16 protein-coding genes and 1 pseudogene are annotated in these 24,720 nt (G+C 65.5%); 8 read left to right on the top strand and 9 right to left on the bottom strand.

The window, feature by feature from the left end; all coding sequences use genetic code 11:
* Positions 1-9: 9 nt before the first annotated feature.
* The 4 genes from CEY09_RS26450 to CEY09_RS26435 form a co-directional block, all read right to left on the bottom strand.
* Positions 10-564 carry a helix-turn-helix domain-containing protein gene (locus CEY09_RS26450; protein WP_006222027.1) on the bottom strand — a complete coding sequence of 185 codons (555 nt, stop codon included), beginning with the start codon at positions 562-564 and terminating at the stop codon, positions 10-12.
* Positions 565-650: 86 nt separating this feature from the next.
* The gene (locus CEY09_RS26445) at positions 651-1,433 is read right to left on the bottom strand and encodes an aldolase (protein ID WP_088590912.1); all 783 of its coding nucleotides are present in this window, start codon (positions 1,431-1,433) and stop codon (positions 651-653) included.
* Positions 1,434-1,443: 10 nt separating this feature from the next.
* Positions 1,444-2,085, bottom strand: coding sequence for a glutathione S-transferase family protein (locus CEY09_RS26440; protein WP_088590886.1), 642 nt, complete (start codon positions 2,083-2,085; stop codon positions 1,444-1,446).
* Between the two features lie 4 nt (positions 2,086-2,089).
* Complete coding sequence (locus tag CEY09_RS26435; RefSeq protein ID WP_088590885.1) at positions 2,090-3,052, bottom strand: Bug family tripartite tricarboxylate transporter substrate binding protein; 963 nt, start codon at positions 3,050-3,052, stop codon at positions 2,090-2,092.
* Between the two features lie 230 nt (positions 3,053-3,282).
* Between CEY09_RS26435 and CEY09_RS26430 the strand changes: the two genes are divergently transcribed.
* Entirely contained in the window at positions 3,283-3,750 is a 468-nt protein-coding gene (locus CEY09_RS26430) for an ester cyclase (protein ID WP_088590884.1), read from the top strand.
* 189 nt (positions 3,751-3,939) lie between these two features.
* Here CEY09_RS26430 and CEY09_RS26425 read toward each other — a convergent pair whose 3' ends face one another.
* Positions 3,940-4,905: a Bug family tripartite tricarboxylate transporter substrate binding protein gene (locus tag CEY09_RS26425; protein ID WP_234818411.1), complete on the bottom strand. Its 966-nt coding sequence runs from the start codon at positions 4,903-4,905 to the stop codon at positions 3,940-3,942.
* Between the two features lie 147 nt (positions 4,906-5,052).
* Here CEY09_RS26425 and CEY09_RS26420 point away from each other — a divergent pair, with 147 nt between their 5' ends.
* The 6 genes and pseudogenes from CEY09_RS26420 to CEY09_RS26400 all read left to right on the top strand — a co-directional run bounded on the left by CEY09_RS26420 (position 5,053) and on the right by CEY09_RS26400 (position 17,830).
* Complete coding sequence (locus CEY09_RS26420; RefSeq protein WP_088590883.1) at positions 5,053-6,009, top strand: helix-turn-helix domain-containing protein; 957 nt, start codon at positions 5,053-5,055, stop codon at positions 6,007-6,009.
* A gap of 107 nt (positions 6,010-6,116) precedes the next feature.
* Entirely contained in the window at positions 6,117-7,484 is a 1,368-nt protein-coding gene (gene glcF, locus CEY09_RS26415) for a glycolate oxidase subunit GlcF (RefSeq protein ID WP_088590882.1), read from the top strand.
* A gap of 7 nt (positions 7,485-7,491) precedes the next feature.
* Positions 7,492-9,018: an FAD-binding oxidoreductase gene (locus tag CEY09_RS26410; RefSeq protein ID WP_088590881.1), complete on the top strand. Its 1,527-nt coding sequence runs from the start codon at positions 7,492-7,494 to the stop codon at positions 9,016-9,018.
* An 83-nt stretch (positions 9,019-9,101) separates the two neighbouring features.
* Positions 9,102-10,154: an asparaginase gene (locus CEY09_RS26405; protein WP_234818410.1), complete on the top strand. Its 1,053-nt coding sequence runs from the start codon at positions 9,102-9,104 to the stop codon at positions 10,152-10,154.
* A gap of 164 nt (positions 10,155-10,318) precedes the next feature.
* Positions 10,319-10,423, top strand: a pseudogene (locus CEY09_RS32805) (ESPR domain-containing protein); the annotation flags it as partial.
* 30 nt (positions 10,424-10,453) lie between these two features.
* Complete coding sequence (locus CEY09_RS26400; RefSeq protein ID WP_234818409.1) at positions 10,454-17,830, top strand: autotransporter domain-containing protein; 7,377 nt, start codon at positions 10,454-10,456, stop codon at positions 17,828-17,830.
* A gap of 97 nt (positions 17,831-17,927) precedes the next feature.
* Here CEY09_RS26400 and CEY09_RS26395 read toward each other — a convergent pair whose 3' ends face one another.
* Positions 17,928-18,833 carry a LysR family transcriptional regulator gene (locus CEY09_RS26395; RefSeq protein WP_088590878.1) on the bottom strand — a complete coding sequence of 302 codons (906 nt, stop codon included), beginning with the start codon at positions 18,831-18,833 and terminating at the stop codon, positions 17,928-17,930.
* 142 nt (positions 18,834-18,975) lie between these two features.
* Here CEY09_RS26395 and CEY09_RS26390 point away from each other — a divergent pair, with 142 nt between their 5' ends.
* Complete coding sequence (locus CEY09_RS26390; protein ID WP_234818408.1) at positions 18,976-20,364, top strand: MFS transporter; 1,389 nt, start codon at positions 18,976-18,978, stop codon at positions 20,362-20,364.
* 50 nt (positions 20,365-20,414) lie between these two features.
* Here the strand turns inward: CEY09_RS26390 and CEY09_RS26385 are convergent, their stop codons facing one another.
* The 3 genes from CEY09_RS26385 to CEY09_RS26375 form a co-directional block, all read right to left on the bottom strand.
* The gene (locus tag CEY09_RS26385) at positions 20,415-22,010 is read right to left on the bottom strand and encodes an aldehyde dehydrogenase (NADP(+)) (RefSeq protein WP_088590877.1); all 1,596 of its coding nucleotides are present in this window, start codon (positions 22,008-22,010) and stop codon (positions 20,415-20,417) included.
* Positions 22,011-22,117: 107 nt separating this feature from the next.
* On the bottom strand, positions 22,118-23,452 hold the full coding sequence (locus CEY09_RS26380; RefSeq protein ID WP_088590876.1) for an MFS transporter: 1,335 nt from the start codon (positions 23,450-23,452) through the stop codon (positions 22,118-22,120).
* 101 nt (positions 23,453-23,553) lie between these two features.
* Positions 23,554-24,690, bottom strand: a complete 1,137-nt coding sequence (locus CEY09_RS26375; RefSeq protein ID WP_088590875.1) for an iron-containing alcohol dehydrogenase — start codon at positions 24,688-24,690, stop codon at positions 23,554-23,556.
* Between the last annotated feature and the right edge of the window lie 30 nt (positions 24,691-24,720).

Below are 24,720 nucleotides of genomic sequence, written 5' to 3'. Positions count from 1 at the left end.
CGACGGCGCTCAATGCGCGGCCACCACCAGCACCTCGGCCATGGCCCGGCTGACGGTGCGCATGCGGTGCGGCAGTTCGGAATCGAAATAGACCGAATCTCCGGTCTCAAGGCGGAACTGGCGTTCGCCCACATGGACTTCGATGGCGCCCTTGAGCACCAGCAGGAATTCTTCGCCCGGATGCGGAAAGACCGCGGTCGCGTCCGGAAAGTCGCGCGGCGGATGCACCACAAAGGGTTCCATCGCCTTGACCTTGCGGCGCCCGGCCAGCGATTCATAATGATATTCGCTGCCCAGCCCGCCACGTTGCAGGGCCTCGCGGTCCGCCACGCGGACCACGCTGACCACTTCGTCCTGCGCGGCGTCATCCGTCCCCACCAGCTGTGACACGCCCACGCCGTAGGCCTCGGCCAGCCGCAGCACGGTCGAAATCGACGGCTCGCTCAAGCCGCGTTCCAGCTTGGACAGATAGCTTTTGGTCAGCCCCGTGCGTTGCGCCAGCTGTTCCAGGGACAGGGTTTGCTGACGGCGCAGGGTACGGAGGCGGTGGGGCAGGTCGATCATGGGCAGTGGGTCGAAAATCCGACCGGTAAGCATGCCCGAAACCGGCCCCGCCGTCGAGCCGCCCTACCCCGCCGGCTTGCGTTGCCTCAGGCCAGCACGTCGGCATGCGTGCGCAACGCACGCCGGGCGTAGTACGAAAAGCCCACTTGGGAACGTTTGGGCGTCAGGATCCAGTCATGCGCCTCGTGGCCCAGCGCCGGCGGAATCGGCTGGATCTTGCCGGCCGACATCGCCAGCAGCTGCATGCGCGCGGCGCGCTCGAACTGCAGCGCCAACACGCAGGCTTCTTCCACCGAACCCGCGGCGATCAACATGCCGTGGTGCGACAACAGGATGGCGCGCTTGTCCCCCAGCGCCGCAGAGATGATCTCGCCTTCCTCGTTGCCCACCGGCACGCCCGGCCAGTCCTTCAGGAACGCCACGTCGCCATACAGCGGGCAATTGTCCATGTGCGAGATTTCCAGCGGCACCTCCAGCATGGACAGCGACGCCACATGCAGCGGGTGCGTGTGGATGATGCAGTTCACGTCCGGCCGCGCGCGGTAGATCCAGGAATGGAAGCGATTGGCCGGGTTGGGCATGCCGCCGCCTTCCTGCACGCGCAGGTCTTCGTCCACCACCAGCAGATTGCTAGCCGTGATCTCGTCAAAGCCCAGACCCAGCCGCTGCGTGTAGTACCGGCCCGGCTCCGCCGCCCGCGCCGTGATCTGCCCGGCCAGCCCGGAATCGTGGCCGCCGTCGAACAGGATGCGGCAGGTCAGCGCCAGGCGCTCGCGCAGGCTCCATTGCGGCGTGTCGAACTGGCGCTGCATCTCGGCTTTCGCGCGCGCGATCAGTTCGTCTTTTCCCAAGTGCATCGTATCGGTCATCATGTCTCCGTCATGCCGTTTCCATCAACGGCGTAAACCCCGGCAAGGCGCGGATGCGCGCCAGCCAGGCAGTGATATGGGTAAAGGCGGACAGGTCGTAACCGCCCTGCTCCGCCATGCTGGTATAGGGGTAGAGCGCCACGTCGGCAATCGTCGGCGCGTCGCCCACCAGGTACGTCCGGCCATCCAGATGCGCGTTCATCAACGCCGCCGCTTTCATGCCGATGGCGCGCCAGGCGACCATCGCCGGATCATCCACGGCCGCGGTCTGGCGCAGGTGGATCAACAGCCGCGGCTGGGCGAAGGCATGCATATGCTGGGTCTGCTCGAAGCTCAGCCAGCTGCTGACCTGCGCTTGCGCCAGCCGGTCTTCCGGCAGCCAGGCCGTGCCTTGCGCCAGATACCACAGGATCGCCTGCGACTCGGCCAGCCATTCGCCCTCGGGCGTCAGCAAGGCCGGAACCTGCCGCCACGGGTTGATGCGCGCGAACGCATCGGTCTCGAGGTCGCCCTGGACAATATCGAAGGTACGGCGCCCAAGCGGCAAGCCCATGAAACCACAGGCAAGCCGGATCTTCCACGCATTGCCCGAACGCAGCGTATCGGCCAGTTCCAGCGGCTTACCCGCCAGGGGATGCATCGTCTGAGTCATGCGGTCAGTCCATTTTGATGTTGGCGCGCTTCACGATCTGGGTCCACTTCGTCTTTTCACCGGCGATGAAGCGCTGATACTCCTCCGGCGTCCCGGTGTACAGCTGGGTGCCCTGGGCCGCCAGCCGCTCCTTCAGTTCGGGCGAGGCCAACGTCTTCTGCAACGCCGCGTTCAAGGCAGCCAGCACTTCGGGCGGCGTGCCCGCCGGCGCGAAGAAGGCGTTCCACGAGCTGATCTGCAACTGCGCGTCGCCCACCTCGGTGCTGGCCGGCACGGCGGGCGCCGACGGCAGCCGCTTGTCCGCCGCCACCGCCAACGCGCGAAGCTTGCCAGACGCCACGTGCGGCATGATGACCGGGCTGGCATCCATCACCACGTCCACTTGCTCGCCGATGGCCGCATTGACCGCTTCGCTGCCGCTCTTGAACGGGACGTGCACGATGTCCAGGCCCGCCGTCAGCTTCAGCAGTTCCAGCCCCAGATGCGGCGAACTCGCATTGCCCGCCGACCCGAAATTCAAGCGCGCCGGGTTGGCTTTGGCGTAAGCCACGAACTCGCTGAACGACGCCGCCGGCAAGCCCGCCCGCACCGCCAGCACATAGGGCGACCCCGACACCATGCCCACCGGCGCGAACTTGTCCGCGTCATAGCTGAGCTTGCTGTAGATCAGCGGGTTCACCACTTGCGTGCCGACCGTGCCCATGAAGATCGTATAGCCATCGGCCGGTGCGGTGGCCGCCACCTGCGCGGCGATCATCCCGCCCGCACCGGGGCGGTTTTCAATCACGATGCTCTGGCCCAGCACGTCACCCATGCCCTTGCCCACCTGGCGCGCCACGATATCCGTGATGCCCCCGGCCCCAAACGGCACCACCAGCCGAACGGGCCGCTCCGGAAACGCCGCGTGCGCGCCTGCCCCCATTCCCGCCGCCAGCGCCAGCGCGGCCACCTTGCTCAGAACCTTCATGCCATTCCCCTTGACTGGGCCGTGTCAGCCCTAATGACACGAAGTGTCCTATAGAGCATTGATTTTCCGCAAGGACAATGTGATTGGGGAAATCCCTGAGAAAGGGGCATGCTGACTGACGTCCTCACAGCAAGAATCAGAGTTCATACATTTCGCCGACTGCCTATTCTGTTGTTCAGGTTGTCGAGCACGCTCGGCGGTCTACCCGAAACTACTGTGAGGATTTCATCATGAGCAAGGAAGCGCAAAACAAGGCAGTCGTCGGCCGCTGGTTCACCGAGTTCTGGGGAAAGAATCCGAACCTCGCCGTCATCGATGAAGTCGCCGCGCCCGACATGCTGCTGCAGTACTCGTTGCATGAACCGCGCCGCGGCCGGGAGGACATACGTGCCTTCATGACGGACTTTCGCAAGGCGTTCCCCGACCTCAATTTCTGGGGAACAGCGGAGTTGATTGCTGAAGGTGACTACGTGGTCGGTCAATGGGAAGGCGGTGGCACGCATACCGGACCGGCGCACGATGATTTCCTGATCGGTGGCCTGCCTGCCGCAACCGGCCGGAAGATGCACTTCACCGGCACCACGGTGTTGAAGGTGATCGACGGCAAGATCGTTGAAGAGCGCGGACTGGATGATGGCGTAACGGCGCTGACGCAACTCGGCCTGATCAAGCCGACGGCTCGGAATAGCGACGCCTAGGCGCCGCCACGGAGTAACACCGAGTCATCGCCCATGCCTCGCGCTCATCGCCCATAGACGTACATGCTGCTTGGGCCGGACGGAAAGTCATGCGCCAGCCTCGCGCCGGGCACGTTAGGGGGCCATCGTGGGGGCAAGCTGTACTTTAGCTTTCCGCTGGCCCCCCCGGCCAGGCCTCCCACCACGCAGTTACTGTACCGGCGCCAGGTTCGCCGCCTTGGCGGCCGCGGCATACATTGGAATCTCCCGGGCCATGGTGTCGGCCAGGACCTGCGGTGAACTACCGACGGGGTCGATGCCCAGCTCCAGCAAGCGATCGGCCACGGCGGGCTCTCGCACGGCGACGGACACCGCGGCCTGCAGCGTCTCAATGACGGCTGGCGGCGTGCCCGCGGGTGCGTACAAGGACGACCAGAATGACATCGCGAAGCCCGGCGCACCGGACTCCGCGACGGTGGGCACGTCAGGCAATAAGGTAAAACGCTTCGCGCCTGTGACAGCCAGCGCCTTCAGCCGGCCGCTGCGGATCTGGGGCAGTACGGCTGCCGTGTCGATCAGCGCGAAGTCGATCTCGTTGGCCAACAACGCCGCGACCACGCTGCCGTTCCCCTTGTAGTTGACGACCTCCGCTTCCAGGCCGACGCGTTTGGCGAAGAGTGCGGTAGCAAGCTGGAAAGAATTGGCGCCCGAGCCGGCGAACAGCGGCTTGCCGTTCTTCTTGCCCTGACCGACCAGATCCGCCACCGAACGCGCCGAACTGTCCGCCTTGACGGTCAGGATCATCGGAATGTCTCCGACCAGGGAGATCGGCGCGAAATCGGCGACGGGGTCATAGTCCAGGTTGTCGTAGATGGCCGGATTGACGGTCATGCCGCTGCTTGGCCCCACCAGCAGCGTGTAGCCGTCCGGCTCTGCCCGCTTGACGGCACTGATAGCAATGGCGCCGCTGGCGCCGGGCCGGTTTTCAACAATAATGGGTTGGCCCAGACGGCGCTGGAGCTGCTCGGCCATCACGCGGGCGAGGATATCGTTGCCGCCGCCAGGCGCAAAGCCCACGATCATTCGCACGGGACGCGCCGGATATTCTTGCGCCGCGGCGTAACAGGCCGACACCGCGAGCACCGCACCCGCCCACAAAGATAGAAACCGTTTCATGCCACGCTCCATTCGTTGAACATAGTGCGCCGTTACTGGGGAATGCACGGATGGCCCATTCTCCACCGCCTCGCTATATTGGGCACGACCCAACGTGCCAGCCGATGCCGCTGGCAGCGACAGCACGCGACGGACCTCGGAGCCGATATGGCACCTGAATGGCACAAATGGAGCACCCTCGATCACGGCCAGCACGCCCTGGCGTTCTGGCAAGACGCGGTCTGTGCCGGCGTGCTCGACTCCGAATTCCGGGCCGAACCGGACGCCGGATTCGCAGGCACGATGTCTAGCCAGAACCGCGCAGGGGTCCGGCTTGTGAACTTCGCGAGCTCCCCGCACATGATCCGGCGCTCGCAGCGGCAAGTCAGCCGTCTCAATGGCGATCACCTCATGCTCAGCCTGCAATTGCAGGGTAGCGCCCTGATGTCCCAGGGTGACGAGCAGTTATGCCTGCGGCCGGGCGCATTCGGGCTGCTCGACACCGGATCCGCGTTCGACATCACGTTCCCGGAAGCGACCTCGCGTCGGCTCGTCCTGCTGCCGCGCCACGCCTTGAGCGCGCGCGCGCCGGGTCTGCGTCGGCTGCGTGCGCCGGCCAGCCTGCCGGCCGATATGCCATTCGCGCCCGTGCTGACCGAAGCCATACGCCTGTTGACCGATACCGAGGTCAAACTGCTGGACCGTACCGTCGACACGCTGCTGGATACCGTCATCGAAATCGTCGCGCTGCATTGCACGTCCGTGGCGCAGGCCGCAGCGCCCCCTTCCACCGAACTGAGCTTCGTCAGCGTCAAACGCCACATCGATACGGCGATTGCCAACCCGGACCTGTCGCCCGCAACGGTGGCGGCCGCCTGCCGCATATCGGTCCGCACCCTGCACCGCCTGTTCGCGCGGCATGGCCTGCTGTCGTTCGAGGCCTACGTGGTGCAGGGCCGCCTGGCACTCGCGCATGAGCTGCTGGCGGCCGGCAAGACCCGCACCGTCAGCGAAGCCGCCTTCGCTTGCGGCTTCAACAATCTCTCCCATTTCACGCGACGGTTCTCCGAGCGATACGGCGAATTGCCCGTCAATTTGCTCAAACAAGGGCAGCCGCGCCGCTGACTGACGCCCTGGGCGGCGTCCGCTGGCGCGCTGGGCACAGCCCCGCGCGCCGCCTGGCGACAGAATGAGCTCCATCCCGGCCCTGGCCGGCAAGCTCACGTCGCACCATGCCCAAAACCATCACCATCCACCGACAAGAAGCGGTCAGCGCCGCCGCCGAGCGTTGCGTGCATTTCGGCTTTTGCACCGCCGTCTGCCCTACCTACGTGCTCGATGGCGAAGAGCTGGATTCACCGCGAGGCCGGATCGCGCTGGCGCGCGAGATGCTCGACAGCGGCGACGCACCCAGCCCGACCGCGGTGCGCCATCTGGACCGCTGTCTGTCGTGCCTGTCGTGCGAAACCACCTGCGCGGCTGGCGTCTCGTATCACGCCATCATCGACGGCGCGCGCGAGTACATCGAAAAGAGCAAGGCCCGCCCGCTGACGCAGCGCCTGCTGCGCTCAGCGCTGGCCCGGGTTCTGACGACCCCCTCGCTGCTGCGTCCCGCCGCAGCCATGGGCCGATTGCTGCGCGGCGCAGCGGGCCGGCTGGGCGGGCCGTTGGGCGCGTTGCTCTCCCTATCTGCCGCCCCCGCGCTCGCGGCGTTCGCGCCGCGGGCAGAAGCAGCTCCCCGGCCACCCGTGCACGCGACGCGCCGCGTGGCGCTGTTGGATGGTTGCGCCCAATCCGTGCTCGGCGCCGAGATCACAGACTCGGCCAAGCGCCTGCTTGCACGCGCCGGCGTCGCCGTCATCCCCGTGCCCGGCGTGCAATGCTGTAGCGCGCTTGAACTGCACATGGGACGACGCCAGGCCGCCACCCGCCACATGGAACAGGCCGTCCGCAGCTGGTCGGCCGCACTGCAGGCGGGGCACATCGACGCCATCATCAGCACCACCTCGGGCTGCGGTTCCGTGATCAAACGCTACGAGGAACTGTTGTCTGACCGCCCGGAACTGTCGGCCCAAGTGCGACGCGTGGTCGAGGCCACCCAGGACATCGCGCAGATCGCCGCCAGCCTGCCGTTGACCGCTAGCGGCGCGGCCCTGGGCCTGGCCGTTTCTTATCACGACTCCTGTTCGCTCAAGCACGGTCTGAAGATCGAACGGCCGCCCCGCCGCGCGCTGGGCAGGCTGGACATGGAAGTGCGCGACATCGCGGAATCGCACCTGTGCTGCGGTTCCGCGGGAACCTACAACATCCTTGAGCCAGCAATCTCGGATCGACTGGGCCAACGTAAAGCGGCCCACGCCGCGGCGGGCCAACCTGACGTGATCGCCGCGGGCAACCTGGGATGCCTCGTGCAGATCTCGCGCTTCACGCCCGTGCCCGTGGCCCACACGGTCCAGCTTCTGGACTGGGCCACCGGCGGGCCGCCTCCTCGCGGTCTTGAAGACTTCCGGCCCAAGCCGCCTCAGACGGCGGCCAACACTCCAACGCCGGCGGCCACGCCGGTTCCAGCAACCGCCGGCAGCGGCGATCTTCTGTGGTGAACGACGAATGCCTTCCAATGATCCTATCGTAGATTTCGCCAATGCGGCCGCGGCCGAACTTGGCGCCGACGCCATCACGCTGGGCGAGGACGTCCTGGGACGCTACGGCGAACATACCCTGCCCTGCGCCGACGTGCGGCCCGGCGCAGTCGCCTATCCGGACTCGACCGCGGCGGTGCAAACGCTGGTGCGCCTGGCCAATCGCTTCCGCGTCCAGCTCTATCCCATCAGCAATGGCCAGAACATCGGGCTGGGCACGCGCTCGCCCATCCGTCCCGGCCAGGTGGTCGTGGACCTGGGCCGCCGCATGAACCGCATCCTGGAGGTCAACGAGGCGCTGGGCTATTGCGTGCTGGAACCCGGTGTGAGCTTTCGCGCCATGCACGACGAACTGCAGCGCCGGGAAAGCAAGCTGATGATCTCGCCGACCGCAGGTCCGTCGCAGGGCAGCATCCTTGCCAACGCCCTGGACAAGGGCGGCGGCAGCGGCGCCTACGCCGATCATTTCGGCATGAGCTGCGGCATGGAGGTCGTGCTCGGCAATGGCGACGTGATCCGCACCGGCGACGGCAGCCTGGCCGGTTCCTCGCATCCCAATTGGCACGTTTCCAAGTACAGCTTCGGCCCGACGCTGGACGGCCTGTTCTCTCAATCCAACTTCGGCATCGTCACCCGCGTGGGCATGTGGCTCATGCCCCGGCCTCCGCATATCGAACCCTTCTTTTTCACCTTCCCCGACGACGAAGATCTGGGCGAGATCGTCGAACGCATCCGTCCGCTGAAGCTAAGCAATTTCGTGCCGACGCTGATCCGCGCCACCAACGACCTGTATCTGCTGTCGTCGGCCGCCACCAACCCGGAATACGCGACCAATGGCGGCAAGCGCTCGCTGTCTGACGAAGGCCGCGCCGCACTGCGGCGGCAATATGACCTGGGATCCTGGACCGTATCAGGCGCCGTGTACGGCGCCAGCCGCGCCGCCGTGCAACCCCAGATCGACCGCATCGCCCAACATTTCCTGGCCTCGGGCAAGGGGCGCCAGATTCCCTTGGAGGAGGCAGAAGAAATCGGCCCCCTGCACATCGCCATCAACTCCAACACCGGCGTGCCGACCGACAGCGAATTGAAGATGCTGGGCTGGCGCCCGGGCGGCGGCGCGATCTGGCTGTCGGCGGGCTCTCCCGTCGCAGGAGACATCGTCAACGACCTGCAGGCGCAGGCGCGCCGCATCTGCCAGGACCACGGGCTGGAATACCTGCTGTCGAACGTTTGCGGCGCGCGATTCGCCCGCGCCATCCACGCCATCATCTACAACCGGGAAGACGCCGACGAAACCGCCCGCGCGGACGCCTGCTACCGGGCGCTGGCCAAGTTGTTCGCCGATCGCGGAATCTTTGTCGGGCGCGCGCCGACCCTGTACCACGGGTTCCACCAGGCCCAGCGTATGCCCGAGTTTGTGCGCGCCTGCGCATCGATCAAAGCCGCCCTGGATCCGAATGGCGTCATTGCCCCGGGCAAATACGGCATCGAATGAAGAGGAACGGCCCCGGGGTGACTCGGCCCCGGGCACCTTCCTGACTAGAATAGGCATTCCGTTCACCATTCGGGAATCGTCTCATGAGCCTGCAACTACGAGTTCTTTCGCTTTTTGCAATGTGTGCGATGTCAGTCGGCGCCGCGGCCGAAAGCCTTCCGGTCGTCCAGTTCATTGCCACCGGCGGCACGATCGCGATGAAGGTGGATCCGGTCACCAAAGGGGTGGTTCCCGCCATCTCGGGCGACGATCTGATGCAGACGGTGCCCGACGCCTCCAAGTACGCACGCATCGAAGTCAACAACTTCTCGGCCATGTCGGCCAATTATGTCGAACCCAAGTGGTGGACGCGTCTGACCAAGTCGGTGGATGAGGCCTTGGCTCGGCCAGAAGTGGCCGGGGTGGTGATCGCCCACGGCACCGACACGATGGAAGAAACGGCGTATTGGCTTGATTTGACGGTGAAGTCCGACAAACCGGTGATTCTGATTGGCGCGCAACGCAATGCGTCTTCTGCAGATTTTGACGGCCCGCGCAACCTGCTCAACGCGATCCGGATCGCCACCGCGCCGGACGCCAAAGGCAAGGGAGTGATGATTGCGATGAACAATCAGATCAATGCCGCGCGCACGGCGACAAAGACCCACACCGCCGACGTCGAGACCTTCAAGTCTGGAGACTTCGGATTCCTTGGTGAGGTCTGGTCAGACCGCGTGCAATTCTCGCGCACGCCATTGCGGCGCCAACACATCGATATCGGCGATGGCGAGATGCCACGCGTGGAAATCCTGTCGATGTTCGGCGGCGCCGATGGCGATTTGCTGCGCTACGCGGTGGACCAGGGCGCGAAAGGCATCGTGGTCCAGGCTGTAGGCATGGGCAATATGAACGTCTCCATGTTCGAGGCCGTGAAGTATGCGCTGGACAAGGGCGTACCGGTCGTCATTTCGACGCGCGTGCCGAATGGGCGCACGATGCCGGTCTATGGATTCCCCGGAGGGGGAAAAACGACGTTCGACGCCGGGGCAGTCATGGCGGGTGACCTCAGCCCACAAAAGGCCCGATTACTGCTGATGCTGCTGTTGCATCAAGGGCAGCGCAGCAAGGAAGCGTTGCAGGCCGCGTTTGACCGGTGAAAGAAAACACCGCTATTGCCTCATTGCGGCGCTTTTCGGCATTGAAACTACCAAGTTTCAGTGATTTTTAAATTTTGTTACAGGATCTAAGATTATGCGTAATAACCCATTACAAACAGGCTGACTCAAGGGGAGCAGCCTACCTTCCCTAATAATAGGCTGCTGTGAATAAAACCTTCTGCTCCATTTGGAATCAGTCCCTGGGCGCCTGGGTCGCCGCGCCAGAAACCGCAAAGGTCAGGGGCAAAAGCACAAGCCGTGGAGCAGCAGGCCATATCGCAGGGCCGCAAACGCGCAGCATGCCGCGCAAGCGCAGTCTGGTGGTCGCCATGGCGGCGGTGTGCGCCATGTTCGGATATTTGCCCGCGGCGCAAGCCGCATGCAGCCCGGCATTTGGCTCGGGAGCGACGGTCGTCTGCACAGATACCATCGTCACCATCAATTTGCCCTACGACAATATGGACGTGACGGTCGCCCCTGACGCGCGGGTCAACGCGCTACTTGGCGATGCAAGTGCAATCTGGTTGACCGGCAACAACACACGCTTTAGCAACCAGGGCACGGTTGAGCCGGCGGGGGGCTTGACCCCATTCTTGACCTCTGGCGTCACCATAGGCAATGCCAACAACAGCCGGGTGGAGGTGGAAAACAGGGGGACTATCAATGGCACGGCGGGGCTGCTCAGCTCCTCCCTGCCTAACGTTCAGGGCGTGGCGCTGAATATCCAGAACGGCGCCTTTGGTAGTACCGAGGTCACCAATTCGGGGACGCTCTCATCGAAGCCCCAGATGGCGCAGTCTGTGGAGGCAGCTGATGCGCCGGTCGTGGCGATATCGGGGGGCGGCAAAGTCACCATGACGAACACCATCAACGGCACCATTACCGGCCGCATGGCGTTTGATGCATCGGCTGCCGGCAACGAATTCACCAACGCCGGCCAGATCGTAGGCGGTGTGTCACTGGGCGCCGGCAAAGGCGCCAACCGATTCAACGCGATTACGGGTTCATGGGTGACGAAAGGAGCCGGCACGGAGCCTGCCATGTCGGTGCAGAACTCGACAATGGAATTCGCGGCCGCCGGCGTGGTCGATGGCGGCGCCGGCGGCGGCAACACCCTGGCGCTGCAAAATGCCATCGGTGGCGGCACCGGCACAGCCGGCTTGGGCACCGTGGCAAACGCCAACTACGTCAACTTCAGCAACCTGATCGTCAACAGCGGCACCTGGAACCTGGTGGGGCCGGTCCTGACCGGCGCCGCCACCACAACCCAACTCAATGGCGGCGTTCTGACTGTCGACCATTCGGACGGGCTGGGCGCCGGCACGGTGACCGGCAACGGCGGCACGTTGCAAGCGGGTCGGGTGACCCTGGCCCTAAATAATGCGGTCGTGTTGGGCACCAGTGGCCTGACCGTATCCGGCGACAACGCACTCATCCTCAACGGCGAACTATCAGGTGCGGGCAAATTGACCAAGACCGGAGCCGGCAGCCTGGTGCTGAAGGGCGACAATACCTACGCTGGGATCACCACGGTGTCGGGCGGCACCCTGCAGCTCGGGACACTCAGCACGACCGGCAGCCTTGGCACGGGCGCCGTCGTGAACAACGGCCAGGTCTACCTGTCCCGCTCCAACGACATGACGCTCAGCAACGCTTTCAGCGGTACCGGCCGCATCCTTCAGAATGGTTCCGGCGTCGTATCATTAGTTGGCGATAGCAGCGCCTTTGCGGGATCGACCGATGTATCCAAGGGCGGACTGACTGTCTCGAACAAGTTAGGCGGCTCCGTCACCGCGTTTAGCGGCACCACGCTAGCCGGTTCCGGCACGATCGGTGGAGATGTCGGGGTGACGGGCGGCGTCTTGCAGGGCACGCAAGGCCAGACGTTGACGATCGGTGGCGATCTGACTCTAACGAACGCCCAGGTCAATGTGGCAGTGGGCGCCCCGGGACCGGCTGCAGCGTTGTTCGATGTCGGCGGTGAGCTGACGCTGATCAACTCCACGTTCAACGTGTCGGATATGGGCGGGCTGGGCACAGGTGTCTACCGCCTGTTCAACTACAGCAAGACGTTGACCGCCTCCTCGCTGGGCTTCGGGTCGATGCCCGCCGGGGTTGGCGCGGGCAGTCTGACGCTGCAGTTCATCACGGGCAAGGTCAATCTGGTGTCGACCGTCGGCACGGTGTTCGACTACTGGGATGGCAACACCGCCGGCACGCACGCCAACGGTGCCGTCAATGGCGGTTCGGGCGTCTGGAACGCCGCCAACAGCAACTGGACCACGTCCGATGGCGCGTCCAACGGCACGTTCGCATCGCCCTCCTTTGCCACGTTCAAGGGCACGGCGGGCGTCGTAACCGTGGATGCCACGGCGGGCGCGATCGGCGTCAAAGGCATGACGATCGGCACGGATGGCTATGTCATCCAGGGCGATTCCATCGCGCTGCAAGGCGGCAGCCAGACGACGATAGGGGTCGGCAACGGCACCGCAGCCAGCAGCAACTTCATCGGCACCATCAACGCGTCGCTGACCGGCGCAAGCAAGCTGTTCAAGACCGACTACGGCACCCTGGTGCTGGGCGGCAACAACACCTACGCCGGCGGCACCGACATTCAGTTCGGCACGCTGTCTGTCTCGGCTGACAACAATCTGGGCGCCGCCAACACCGATGTGGCCATGACCGGCGGCACGCTCGCCACGACCGCCAGCTTCGACACGAACCGCCGTATCGCGTTGACGCAAGACGGCGCCATCAACGTGGCCACGGGTATGCAGTTGGGCCTGACCGGCACGGTGTCGGGCACGGGCGCCCTCATCAAGCAAGGCGATGGCACGCTGGCGCTGACAGGCACAAACACCTACGGCAGCACGCGTGTGCAAGCCGGCACCCTCATCGGTGATAGTGCATCCATCCGTGGCAATCTGCAGAACGCCGGCACGGTCATCTTTAACCAAACGTGGGATGACAGCGTGTCGGGCATGCTGATCGGCTCCGGCGCCATCACTAAGCGCGGCGCGGGCATCCTGACGCTCAACGGCCTGAACACGCTGAACTGGAATATTGAGCAAGGCACGCTCGTCAGCGACGTGACCCGCTACACGGCCAACGCCGCGATCGGTGCCGCAGGCACACTGCGTTTCGATCAACCCACCGAAGCCGATTACGCCGGCCGAATTTCCGGCAGCGGCACCTTCGAGAAGACCGGGGCGGGCATGCTGAGCCTGAACGCGGACAGCAGCGCATTCACCGGCACGACGCGCGTCACGAACGGCACGCTGGTCGTGACCAACAAGCTGGGCGGCAACGCAGAGGTGTCCAACGGCCGCCTGCACGTTAGCGGCACCTTGAGCGGCAACGCCGCCATCGGCCACAACGTCATCCTTTCCGGCACCGGCACCATCGGCCAGAACGTCACGCTGACAGGCGGCATCCTGCAAGGCGCACAAGGCAAAACGTTGAAGATCGGCGGCAACCTGGCGCTGGACAATGCCAGCCAGGTCAACGTGTCGCTGGGCCGCGCCCCGTCCAACGCGCTGTTCAATGTGGGCGGCGACCTGGCCTTGGCCGGCACGCTCAACATCACCGACCAAGGCGCATTCGGCGCGGGCGTCTACCGCCTGTTCGACTATGGTGGCGCACTGACCACCAACACGCTGGCCATCGGTACCGCCCCCACCGGCATCACCGCCAACGACTTGCGCATCCAGACCGCCGTCAACGGCCAGGTCAACCTGATGTCCACCGCGGGCGCCACGCTGAGCTTCTGGGACGGCGGCGACGCTACGCGGCGCGATAACGGCGTCATCGATGGTGGCTCGGGCGCATGGCGCACGGATGGCCTGAACTGGACCACGGTAGACGGCACCCTCAACGGCCGCTTCCAACCTAACCCGACTTACGCCGTGTTCCAAGGCGCGGCAGGCACGGTGTCGGTGGACGCGTCAGCAGGCGGCGTGGGCGTGACGGGCATGCAGATCACGACCAGCGGCTACCGGATTCAAGGCGATCCGATTGCGCTGGCGGGCGGCGCGGAAACCATTCTGCGCGTGGGCTCGGGCGCTGCATCCGGATCGGAAATCACCGGCACCATCGCCTCCAGCCTGACCGGCGCGACCAAGCTTGTGAAGGCCGACTACGGCACGCTGGTGCTCGCCGGCAACAATACGTACACGGGTGGCACCGAAGTGCGCTCGGGCACCTTGTCCGTGTCATCGGATGAGAATCTGGGCGCGGCGGCAGGCGCGCTGACGCTCAATGGCGGCGCACTCAACACCACGGCCAGCTTTGATTCCGCGCGCGCCGTCACGCTGACGCAAACCGCCGGCATCACGGTGGCGGCCGGCAACTCGCTGGGCTTGCAAGGCGTCATCAGCGGCACGGGCAATTTGCAAAAGCTGGGCGCAGGCACCCTGACGCTGACGGGCGCCAACAGCTACGGCAACACGCAAGTGCTGGCCGGCACGCTGGTGGGCGATGCGGCATCCCTGCGAGGCGACCTCGCGAACAACAGCGCCGTCGTATTCAAGCAGGCCACAGATGCCACCTACGCCGGCTATATATCCGGCACCGGTTCGATGGTCAAGCAAGGCGCGGGCGAGCTGACGTTGACCGGCATCAGCGCTCAGGACTGGCGCATCGATGCGGGCACCCTCACAGCCCAGGCAGGGCGCTACACCGGCAATACGATGATTGCCTCAGGCGCGGCGTTGCGCTTTGACCAAACGGCTGGCTCCTCTTACGACAGCGTGCTGTCTGGCGCAGGCCAGCTCAAAAAGACCGGCGCGGGCACGCTGATGCTGACGGCCGACAGCAGCGTCTTCACTGGCAACACTGAAGTACAAGCCGGCACGCTGATGGTATTGAACAAGCTGGGCGGCAATGCGTCGGTCACGGGCGGGCTTCTGTACATTGATGGCGTGCTGGGCGGCAATGCGGCGATCAGCGGCGGCGGCTCGCTGTTCAACGGCGGCAGTATCACGGGCAACGCCACGCTGGCAGGCGGCGTGCTGATAGGCGAGCAAGGGTCCAAGCTTTCCATTGGCGGCGACCTCACGCTGGATAGCGCCAGCCAGGTCAACGTGTCTCTGGGCCGCGCGCCCGCCCCCGCCTCGGCCCTGTTCGATGTGGGCGGCAACCTGACCTTGGCCGGCACGTTGAACGTGACCGATAACGGCGGGTTTGGCGCGGGCGTGTATCGCCTGTTCGATTACGGCGGCAACTTGGTGGACCACGGCCTGGCGCTGGGCACCCGGCCTGCCGGCGTGGCCGCCAGCGCGCTGACGCTGCAAACCGCGGTGCGCGGCCAGGTCAACCTGGCGTCCACGTCCGGCGCCACGCTGAGCTTCTGGGATGGCGGCAATACAGCCCGACACGACAACGGCGCCATCGACGGTGGTTCTGGCACGTGGCGCGCCGACGGCCGCAACTGGGCCAACATCGACGGCACGCTCAACGGCGTGTTCCAGCCCAACCCCACGTTCGCCATCTTCCAAGGCACGGCGGGCACCGTCACGGTGGACAGCTCGGCCGGCGCGATCGGCGTCACCGGCATGCAGATCGTCACTCACGGCTACCGCATCCAGGGCGACGACATCGCGCTGCAAGGTGCTGGCGGCGAAAGCATCATCCGCGTGGGCGCGGGATCAGCGGCAGACGCCGCCATCACCGGCACCCTGGCATCCCGCCTGACTGGCGCCAGCAAGCTGGCCAAGACCGATTACGGCACGCTGGTGCTGACTGCAGACAATACCTACACCGGCGGCACCGATGTGCGCCAGGGCGGCTTGTCGGTATCCAAGGACGCGAACCTGGGCGCAGCCTCAGGGAGCCTGACGCTGAGCGGCGGCGTGTTGGCCACGACGGCCAGCTTCGATACGAACCGCGCTGTCACGCTTAGGCGGACGAGCGGCATCGATGTGGCGTCTGGCACGACGTTCGGTCTGGCTGGCGCGATGGCCGGCAGTGGTGATTTGACCAAGACCGGCGCAGGCATGCTCAGCGTATCTGGCGACGGCAGCGCCTATACCGGCAACGCATTGGTGCAGGCCGGCGCGTTGAACCTCGCGTCAACCGGCAAGCTCGGCGGCACGCTGACGCTGGCCAACGGCACGCTGCTGCAAGGTTCTGGCCAGGTCGGCGCGACCACGCTGCAAAGCGGTGCGATCCTTGCGCCGGGCAATGTCAACGGCACGCTGAATGTGGCGGGCGACCTGACGTTCATGCCCGGCTCGGTCTACCAAGTGGCCGCTGACCCGACATCGTCCACCAGCGCGCGCGTGGCCGTCAGCGGCGTGGCGAACCTGGCCGGGTCCGTCGTACACGTTGGGCCGGAAGGCGGGTTCGAAAGCACGCGCCAATACACGATCCTGACGGCGGGTGCCATCAACGGCCAGTTCAACACCGTGTCGTCCAACTACGCGTTCCTGGACCCGGCGCTGCGCTACGGCACGCAAGACGTCACGCTGCAACTCGGCCGCAAGCAGGTGCCGGTGGACCCCGCAACGCCCACCGCGCCTAACCGCCCGATCACGTTTGCAGACGCTGCACGCACCGGCAACCAGCGCGCCGTGGCCAACGCGCTGGATAGCCTGCCGTCGGGCAATGCGCTGCACGAGTACATCCTGACCTTGCCCGAAGGCGCGCCGCCTGCCGCCTTCAACAGCCTGTCGGGCGAAGCGCACGCAAGCGTCGCGTCCAGCCTGATGGGGTCCAGCACGACAACGCGCACGCTGCCGCTGTCTTATCTGCGCGCCAACCTCAGCGCGGGCATGCGTGCCGGCGCACCGACGGCGCAGGCCGGCGGCACGATGTCCGCCGCGGCGCTACCGTCATCGAACGCGCAGCCTGCCTGGGCGGAGCTCGTGGGCAACTGGCAAACCCAGAAAGCCACCGACAACACCGCGCAGGTCCGTCAGCACACGGGCGGCGTCTTCGCCGGCGCCGACCATGCCGTAGGCAATGGCTGGCGCCTGGGCGGTGCGGTCGGCTACACCGACAGCAAAATCCGCGTGGACGACCGCGCCTCGCAGGCCGATGTGTCTGGCTACAGCGCCGCCATCTACGGCGGCAAGGCCTTCGAGGCCGGCTCGGGCAAGCTGAATCTGCTGGTGGGCACGTCCTACACCTGGCACGACGTCAGTACCAGGCGCTACGCCACAGTGGCTGGCGACTCGCAGAAACTGACCGCCGACTACGGCGCCAGCACCACCCAGCTTTTCACCGAACTGGGCTATGCGCTGCCCTTGTCCGCCGGTGCCACGATCGAACCGTTTGTCGGCCTGGCCTGGAGCGACCTGCGCACGCGTGGCTTCTCGGAGTCGGGTGGGTCGGCCGCACTGCGGGGTCAGAGCAGCAACGATCAGCAAACCACCAGCACGCTGGGCGTGCGGGCGCAGACCGACTTCACGCTGGCTGGCGCTGAAGGCCGCTTGCAAGCCACGCTGGGCTGGCGTCATGCATTCGGCGATGTGCTGCCGCAAACCTCCATGGCCTTTGACGGCGGCCAGGCCTTCACGGTGTCGGGCTCGCCCATCGCTCGCAATGCGGCGCTGGCCGAGTTGGGCGCCGAACTGGCGGTGTCGCGCAATGCAACGATGGGCTTGAACTACAGCGGACAGTATGGCGGCGGTAACCGCGAACATGCCGGTTCGGTGAACGTGCGGTGGCGATATTGAGGGTGACTGGATGAGCGGGACGCGGACCGCAACGCATCGCTGAACAAGCGGTCTCGCCCCGAACGACGGGTGGCGGCCCCTCCGGCCCCTGCCCGTCTCAAAGTTCGTTCAACGATTTTTCCGTCAGGTTCTTCGCCAGATATTCCACCAGCGATCGCACTTTGCCAGCCATCAGCCGCTGATGGGTCATCAACGCAAACACCGGCCTTGGCGGGGTTTCCGTTTCCGGCAGCAAGGGTAGCAGCCGGCCAGCCGCGACATGCTCGGCGATGGCCCATGCGGGTGCGTAGACGATGCCCGCTCCCGCTGCCGCGGCGGCGACGACGCCATCCACCGTGTTCGAGCGCATGCGTGTGCGCATTCGCACGGTCGTGGGTTTGCCTTTTTCCATCAGCGTCCACATCTCTTCCGTCGCCAGGTGGCTGTAGACCAGGCCGTCGTGTTGCAGAAGGTCCTGCAGGCTGGCGGGGACGCCATGCCGCGCCAGGTAGTCCGGCGAGGCGCTCAACACCCAGCGGATGGATCCCAGGCGCCGGGCCACGAGGCTGGAACTGGGTTGCTCGCCCACCAGCACGGCCAGGTCTATCCCCTCCTCCAGCAGATTGACGGGGCGGTCGATCAAATGCAGGTCCAGCGTCACGTTGGGATGCAGCACCAGGAACTGTGCGAGCAGGGGTTGCAGGTGGACCCGTCCGTACAGGGTGGGCGCGGTGACACGCAAGCGGCCTGAGGGCTCGGCGGCCTCGATCTGCATGCTGCTTTCCAGTTCGTCCATCTCGGCCAGCAGGCGTTTGGCTTCGGTGTAGTAGCGCTGCCCCGCCTCGGTCAGCCTCAGGATTCGGGTCGAGCGGACAAGCAGCCGCGTGCCCAGGCGTTCCTCCAGCGCGCTGATGCGCCGGCTGACCGACGCCAGCGAGATCCCGCTCACGCGCGAGGCGCCGCTGAGACTGCCCTGGTCAACGGCTGCCACCAATAGCGCCATGCCTTCCGATCGCGTCACCATCCCCTCATCCTCGAAATTTTTCGCAGACGTTCCTGCCGTTCCAGTATTTCATATCTGCAAGGCTGATTTACGGATTTTGCTATTCACCGCAAGGATCGCGGCTTTCATACTGGGGGCCGATCTTTTTTCCCCGTGTGTCGTGATGCCTGCTTCCGCTCTTCCCTCTCCTACGCCGTTGACGCCCGCCACCCGCCGCTATGCGATGCTGGCCGTATCCCTGTCGATCTCGATGGCGACGCTTGATACCTCGATGACGAACACGGCGCTGCCGTCGATCGCGTCGCAGCTCGGCGTAAGCGCCTCGGACGTGATCGGTGTGGTCACGATCTATCAGCTGGTGATGGTGGCGACGATGCTGCCGCTGGCGGCACTGGCCGGCAAGATCGGGCATCGCCGGGTGTTCATGCCGGCACTGTGGCTATTTCTGCTGGCGTCGATCTGGTGCGGCGCGGCACCGACGCTGTGGTCGCTGGAGGCGGCCCGGGCGGTGCAGGGCCTGGCCGCCGCGGCGCTGATGGGTTGCAACATGGCGCTAGTCAGCGCCATCTATCCGAAAGAACAGCTGGGCCGGGGCATGGGACTGAACGCCATGATCGCGGCGGCCTCGCTGGCGGGCGGGCCGGTCCTGGCATCGGCGATGCTGACGGTGCTTAGCTGGCACTGGTTGTTCTATGTGAACGTGCCGTTCTGCCTGGTCGCGTTGGCGTTGGCGGGCAGTTATTTGCCCAGGTCGCCGGGCGACGGCAAGGCGCTGGATGCAGGCGCTGCCCTGTTGTGCGCGCTGGCCTTCGGCCTGACCGTCCTGGGCCTGGAGCGCGTGGCCCGGCCGGACTGGGGCGTCGCCCTGATCTGGGTGCTGGGTGGGGCGTGCTGGGTGCTGCTGCTGTGCCGCGAACGCTTGAGCCCGCACGCGATCGTGCCGCGGGACCTGCTGCGTCTGCCGCCCTTCTCGACGGCGGTGCTGATCTGCGTGCTGGCTTTCGCCGCACAAGGCGCCGCCATGGTGGCGCTGCCTTTCCTGCTGAACCAGACGCTGGGGCGCGACATCGCAGAAGTGGGAATGCTGATCGCACCGTGGCCGATCATGGGCGCGTGCCTGGCGCCGTTCTCCGGCAAATGGTCGGACCGCATGTCGGCCGGCTTGCTTGGCGTGATCGGCCTGGCGCTGCTGGCCACGGGCCTCTTGTGCGTGAGTTGGCTGCCGGCCGGCGCGCCGATGTGGACGGTGATGCTGCCGATGGCGCTGTGCGGCACGGGCTTCGGCCTATTCCTGTCGCCCAATCAGCGTTTCATCATGTTCAGCGTGCCCTCGCACCGTGCCAGCGTGGCAAGCGGCTTGTCCGGCCTGGCCCGGTTGCTGGGGCAGACAATGGGCGCCGCGTTTGTGGCGGCGTGCTTTACCTTCAACACCGACGCCGGCGCCACGTGGGCCTTGTGGGCGGCGGTGGCGTTTGCGTTGGCGGGATGCGTGGCCAGCGGCATGCTGGAGCGCATCACGCGCCACGCCAGGCACGCGTTGGCGGCATCGTGATCCAGGCGATAAGGCCGATTCGCGGCCTGCGCCTGGCCTGGACCGCCCCGTCAAATTCCCTGCGGCCGGGTCGGTACCCCATCGATCAGCCGCCAGACCGACAGCGGGTTCTCTCGTTGCAACGCCTGGGGCCGAAGTGCGTCCGGCAAGTCTTGATAGCAGACCGGGCGTAGAAAGCGCTCAATGGCGGTTGCGCCGACCGAGGTGTGCGCCGCATTGGACGTGGCGGGGAACGGCCCACCGTGCACCATGGCGTGACTGACTTCCACACCCGTCGGAAAGCCGTTGGCGAGGATACGGCCGCACTTGCGCTCAAGCACGGGGACAAGCTGGCGGGCCGCCGCCAGGTCCGGCTCATCGACCTGCAACGTTGCGGTGAGTTGGCCCTCCAGACGCTCCGCGACCTGCAGCAACTCCTCCAGGTTTCGCGCCTTCACGATCAGGGAGGCCGGGCCGAACATCTCGGCCTGCAATGCCTCGTTGCCCAGCAGGCTCTGGGCATCTGTGACGTACAGCGCCGCCTGGGCGGCATTGGACCGGACCTCGGCGGCGGCGCCACTTGCCACGGGTGCTACGCCCGGCACCGACTGAACCTGTTCGCGGCACTTGCGGTACGCCGAGGCAATGCCCGGCGTAAGCATGACTTGCGGCGCCTTGGAAGCCAGCGCCTGGCCCGCGCTGGCGATAAAGCGGTCCAGGTCGGGGCCTTCGATGGCCAGCACCAGGCCGGGGTTGGTGCAGAACTGGCCCGCGCCCAGGACAAGTGATTCGACGAAGCCCTGTGCAATCGCGTCCGTGCGGGTCGCGAGCGCGGCCGGCAACACGAACACGGGGTTGATGCTGCTCATCTCCGCATACACCGGGATCGGCTCCGGCCGGCCATTGGCGATCTTGACCAGCGCCAGGCCGCCTTGGCGCGAGCCCGTGAAACCTACCGCCTTGATGGCCGGATGTGCGACCAGCGCTTCGCCGATCTCGCGGCCGGCGCCGATCAGCAGCGAGAACACGCCTTCGGGCATCTCCGTGCGCCGCGCCGCCTGCTGCACGGCCCGTCCCACCAGCTCCGAAGTGCCCAGGTGCGCGCTATGCGCTTTGACGATCACTGGCGCGCCGGCCGCCAAGGCCGATGCGGTGTCGCCGCCCGCCACCGAGAACGCGAGCGGGAAGTTGCTGGCCCCGAACACGGCCACCGGCCCCAGCGGAATTTTCGCGAGACGCAGGTCCGGGCGCGGCAGCGGCTGGCGTTCGGGTTGGGCCGAGTCGACGGTCGCGCCCAGAAAGTGGCCATCCCGCACGACCTGGGCAAAAAGGCGCAGCTGGCCCATGGTGCGCCCCCGTTCACCGGTCAGGCGCGCCCGGGGCAGACCGCTTTCCGCATGGGCGCGCTCGATGAGTTCGTCGCCCAACGCCAGGATCTCGTCTGCAATGGCTTCAAGAAATTCGGCGCGGCGTACCAGCGGAAGATTGCGATAAGGGTCGAACGCGGCAGCAGCCAGTTGCGCAGCGCGCTCAACGTCCGCACGGGTACCAAGGCCGAAGACTGGCTCTGAAATCTCTGCGTTCAACGCCGGGTTGAAAGCGCGCTGGGTGCCGCCCGTGCCGCGTACTGTGGCATGGCCGATCAGCATCTCTCCAGTGATCTGCATGAAGGGACTCCTTGAATGGGGTTCTGAATGAATGGAGGTGCTTCGCGCACTGCCGGCGGCGTAGCGCCGCAGCGCGCGAAGAAGGATCGATGGAACAGCGGGATGGATCAGTCGTCCAAGGGCTGACCGCTGCGGTCGCGGGCCACCGCCACGGAAATGATGGACACGGCGGCGCACGCGGCCAGGAACAGCACCACGGGCACATAGCTGCCGCTGAAGTAGGCAATCAGCGCGGTGGCGATCAAGGGCATCGGCCCGCCGACAAGCGCGGCGCCGATCTGGTAGCCCAGCGACATGCCGGTATAGCGAATGGCCGGGGGGAACGCTTCGGCCAGCAGCGTGCCGATCATCGCGCCGTAGCTGGCCCAGATGACACCAAAGCCCACCGCGATCGCAAGCCCTGCAGCCCAGACCGACTTTTGGTCCAGCAACCAGAAGTACGGGAAGATCCACACCAGGAAGGCCACGCTGCCCCCGATGAATACCTTCTTGCGGCCGATGCGGTCGGAAAGATGGCCAAAGAACAGCATGGCCGGAAAGGCGATCAATGCACAGACCAGAACGATGTTCAGGATGGTCGAGCGGGCGAAACCGTGGTCCATCATGTACGAGATGGTGAAGGTGGCATAGAGGAAAAAGGTGGAGGTTTCCACGACCTTCGCGCCAATCGCGATCAGCACTTCCCGCCAGTGGTGTTGCAGCGTTTCCTTAAGCGGAATACGGGCACTGCTGCGGGTGGCCTGGATTTTCTTGAACGAAGGCGTTTCGCCCACGGCGTTGCGGATCCACATGCCGACCATCACCAGCACGATCGAGCCCACGAAGGGAATGCGCCACCCCCAGGCCTGGAAAGCGTCTTCGCTCATGCTGGCGCTGAGCAGCGAGGTAATGATGTTGCCCAAGGCAAGGCCCAGCACGGCCCCGGTCTGCGGGACGGCGCCGTAGAAGCCGCGCTTCTTGCGCGGGGAGTACTCCACAGCCAACAGCACCCCGCCTCCCCATTCACCGCCTAGCGCAAGGCCTTGCATCAGGCGCAGCAGCGTCAGCAGGATCGGCGCGGCCAGCCCGATCTGCGCATAGTTGGGCAAGAGGCCCATCAGCACCGTCGACAAGCCCATCATCGACAGCGTCATCGCCAACGTCTTCTTGCGGCCGATGCGGTCGCCGATATGCGAAAAGATCACGCCGCCCAGCGGACGGACCAGGAAAGCCAGGGCAAAGGTGGCCAGCGCCATCATCTGACTCACTAGCGCGTTGTCGCTGGGAAAGAACTGCTTGGCAAAAATAATGGACGACATGGTTCCGTACAGGAAATAGTCGTACCACTCGATGGTGCTGCCCACGGCGCTGCCCATGAGCGCGCGGCGGCGCTCGGATTCCGGGACCAGGGTTTCTTTATCGGCCGCCGAAAGTCCGGGGCTGTTGACGGATAGGGTGCTCATGTCTCCACCTCATTGGGTCTGTTCATGGAAAATCGCCATCCCATGCGGATGTGGGATGGGTCTTATGGCATATCGGGGTGCGCCCACTGGCGCTTGGCGCTTTACGTGGAGGCGCGCAGCATCGCCACGTAGTCGTCGGCACTGGCTTCGCGCGGGTTGGTGCGGTGGCTGTGGTCCGCCAGCGCGCCCTTGACGATGCGTTCGTAGAGTGCTTCGGTCACGCCCAGTTCACCCAGGCCCGTGGGCAGGTTCAGGGCACGCGACTTGGTCACCAGCGCCTCTTCCACTGACTGCGACGCGGGCAGGCCCATCGCCTGTTGCAGGCGGGCGATCTTGTCTTCACGCGCCACGGTTTCCGCGCCACGGTTAAAACGCACCACCGCCGGCAGCAGGATGGCGTTGAGGGTGCCGTGATGCAATGTGGGGTTGATGCCGCCCAGGGAATGGCTCAGGCTGTGCACACAGCCCAGGCCCTTTTGGAAGGCCAGCGCCCCCTGCAAGGAGGCGCTCATCATATTGGCGCGGGCGTCGATGTTGGACGGTTCGTTCACCGCCACTTCAATGTGGCGCCATGCGCGCCACAGGCCGTCAAGGGCAATGCCGTCGGCCGGCGGGTTGAAGGCCGGGGCAAGAAAGGTCTCGATGCAATGGGCGATGGCGTCCATGCCCGTGGCGGCCGTCAGGCCAGCGGGCAGGCCCAACGTAAGCTCTGGATCGCAGATGGCGACCTTGGGAATCACGTGCGGCGAAAGAATGCCCACTTTGCGCCCGTCTTCCAGGATGATGATCGCCCCGCGGCCGACTTCGCTGCCCGTGCCTGCCGTCGTGGGAATGGCAACGATGGGCAGCGTGGCGGCCGTGATGTTCTGCATGCCGCCTTCGATCAAGGCGAACTGGCGCAGCGCGCCCTCATGGCGCGCAGAAACGGCCACGGCCTTGGCCAGGTCGATCGACGAACCGCCGCCGACGGCAATAACGCCGTCGCAGCCCGCATCCTTCAGGCTTGCCACGCCCGCACGCACGGCCGTTTCCGACGGGTTGGGCGGCGTGTCGTTGAACACCGCGAAGCTGGCGCTTGCCAGGGCCGACTTCACGCGATCGATAATGCCGGCCGCTTCCACCCCCCGATCGGTCACGATCAAAGGTTTTGTAATACCCAGGCGGTGGCAGACCTCTTTCAGGTCTGCCAGGACGCCGGCGCCGAAGTGAATTTCGGTCACGTAATTGATAAGTGCCATGCTGCCGCTACTCCTCTCGTTCATCTCAAC

The organism is Achromobacter marplatensis, assembly GCF_002209535.1.
Lineage (GTDB): Bacteria > Pseudomonadota > Gammaproteobacteria > Burkholderiales > Burkholderiaceae_B > Achromobacter > Achromobacter marplatensis.
This window is presented reverse-complemented; position numbering and strand designations above follow the sequence as displayed.

Excerpts from the sequence above, each read along its gene's own strand:
- CEY09_RS26450 (WP_006222027.1), bottom strand. The coding sequence starts at position 564 with ATGATCGACCTGCCCCACCGCCTCCGTACCCTGCGCCGTCAGCAAACC.
- CEY09_RS26445 (WP_088590912.1), bottom strand. The coding sequence starts at position 1,433 with ATGACCGATACGATGCACTTGGGAAAAGACGAACTGATCGCGCGCGCG.
- CEY09_RS26440 (WP_088590886.1), bottom strand. The coding sequence starts at position 2,085 with ATGACTCAGACGATGCATCCCCTGGCGGGTAAGCCGCTGGAACTGGCC.
- CEY09_RS26435 (WP_088590885.1), bottom strand. The coding sequence starts at position 3,052 with ATGAAGGTTCTGAGCAAGGTGGCCGCGCTGGCGCTGGCGGCGGGAATG.
- CEY09_RS26430 (WP_088590884.1), top strand. The coding sequence starts at position 3,283 with ATGAGCAAGGAAGCGCAAAACAAGGCAGTCGTCGGCCGCTGGTTCACC.
- CEY09_RS26425 (WP_234818411.1), bottom strand. The coding sequence starts at position 4,905 with ATGAAACGGTTTCTATCTTTGTGGGCGGGTGCGGTGCTCGCGGTGTCG.
- CEY09_RS26420 (WP_088590883.1), top strand. The coding sequence starts at position 5,053 with ATGGCACCTGAATGGCACAAATGGAGCACCCTCGATCACGGCCAGCAC.
- glcF (WP_088590882.1), top strand. The coding sequence starts at position 6,117 with ATGCCCAAAACCATCACCATCCACCGACAAGAAGCGGTCAGCGCCGCC.
- CEY09_RS26410 (WP_088590881.1), top strand. The coding sequence starts at position 7,492 with ATGCCTTCCAATGATCCTATCGTAGATTTCGCCAATGCGGCCGCGGCC.
- CEY09_RS26405 (WP_234818410.1), top strand. The coding sequence starts at position 9,102 with ATGAGCCTGCAACTACGAGTTCTTTCGCTTTTTGCAATGTGTGCGATG.
- CEY09_RS26400 (WP_234818409.1), top strand. The coding sequence starts at position 10,454 with ATGCCGCGCAAGCGCAGTCTGGTGGTCGCCATGGCGGCGGTGTGCGCC.
- CEY09_RS26395 (WP_088590878.1), bottom strand. The coding sequence starts at position 18,833 with ATGGTGACGCGATCGGAAGGCATGGCGCTATTGGTGGCAGCCGTTGAC.
- CEY09_RS26390 (WP_234818408.1), top strand. The coding sequence starts at position 18,976 with ATGCCTGCTTCCGCTCTTCCCTCTCCTACGCCGTTGACGCCCGCCACC.
- CEY09_RS26385 (WP_088590877.1), bottom strand. The coding sequence starts at position 22,010 with ATGCAGATCACTGGAGAGATGCTGATCGGCCATGCCACAGTACGCGGC.
- CEY09_RS26380 (WP_088590876.1), bottom strand. The coding sequence starts at position 23,452 with ATGAGCACCCTATCCGTCAACAGCCCCGGACTTTCGGCGGCCGATAAA.
- CEY09_RS26375 (WP_088590875.1), bottom strand. The coding sequence starts at position 24,690 with ATGGCACTTATCAATTACGTGACCGAAATTCACTTCGGCGCCGGCGTC.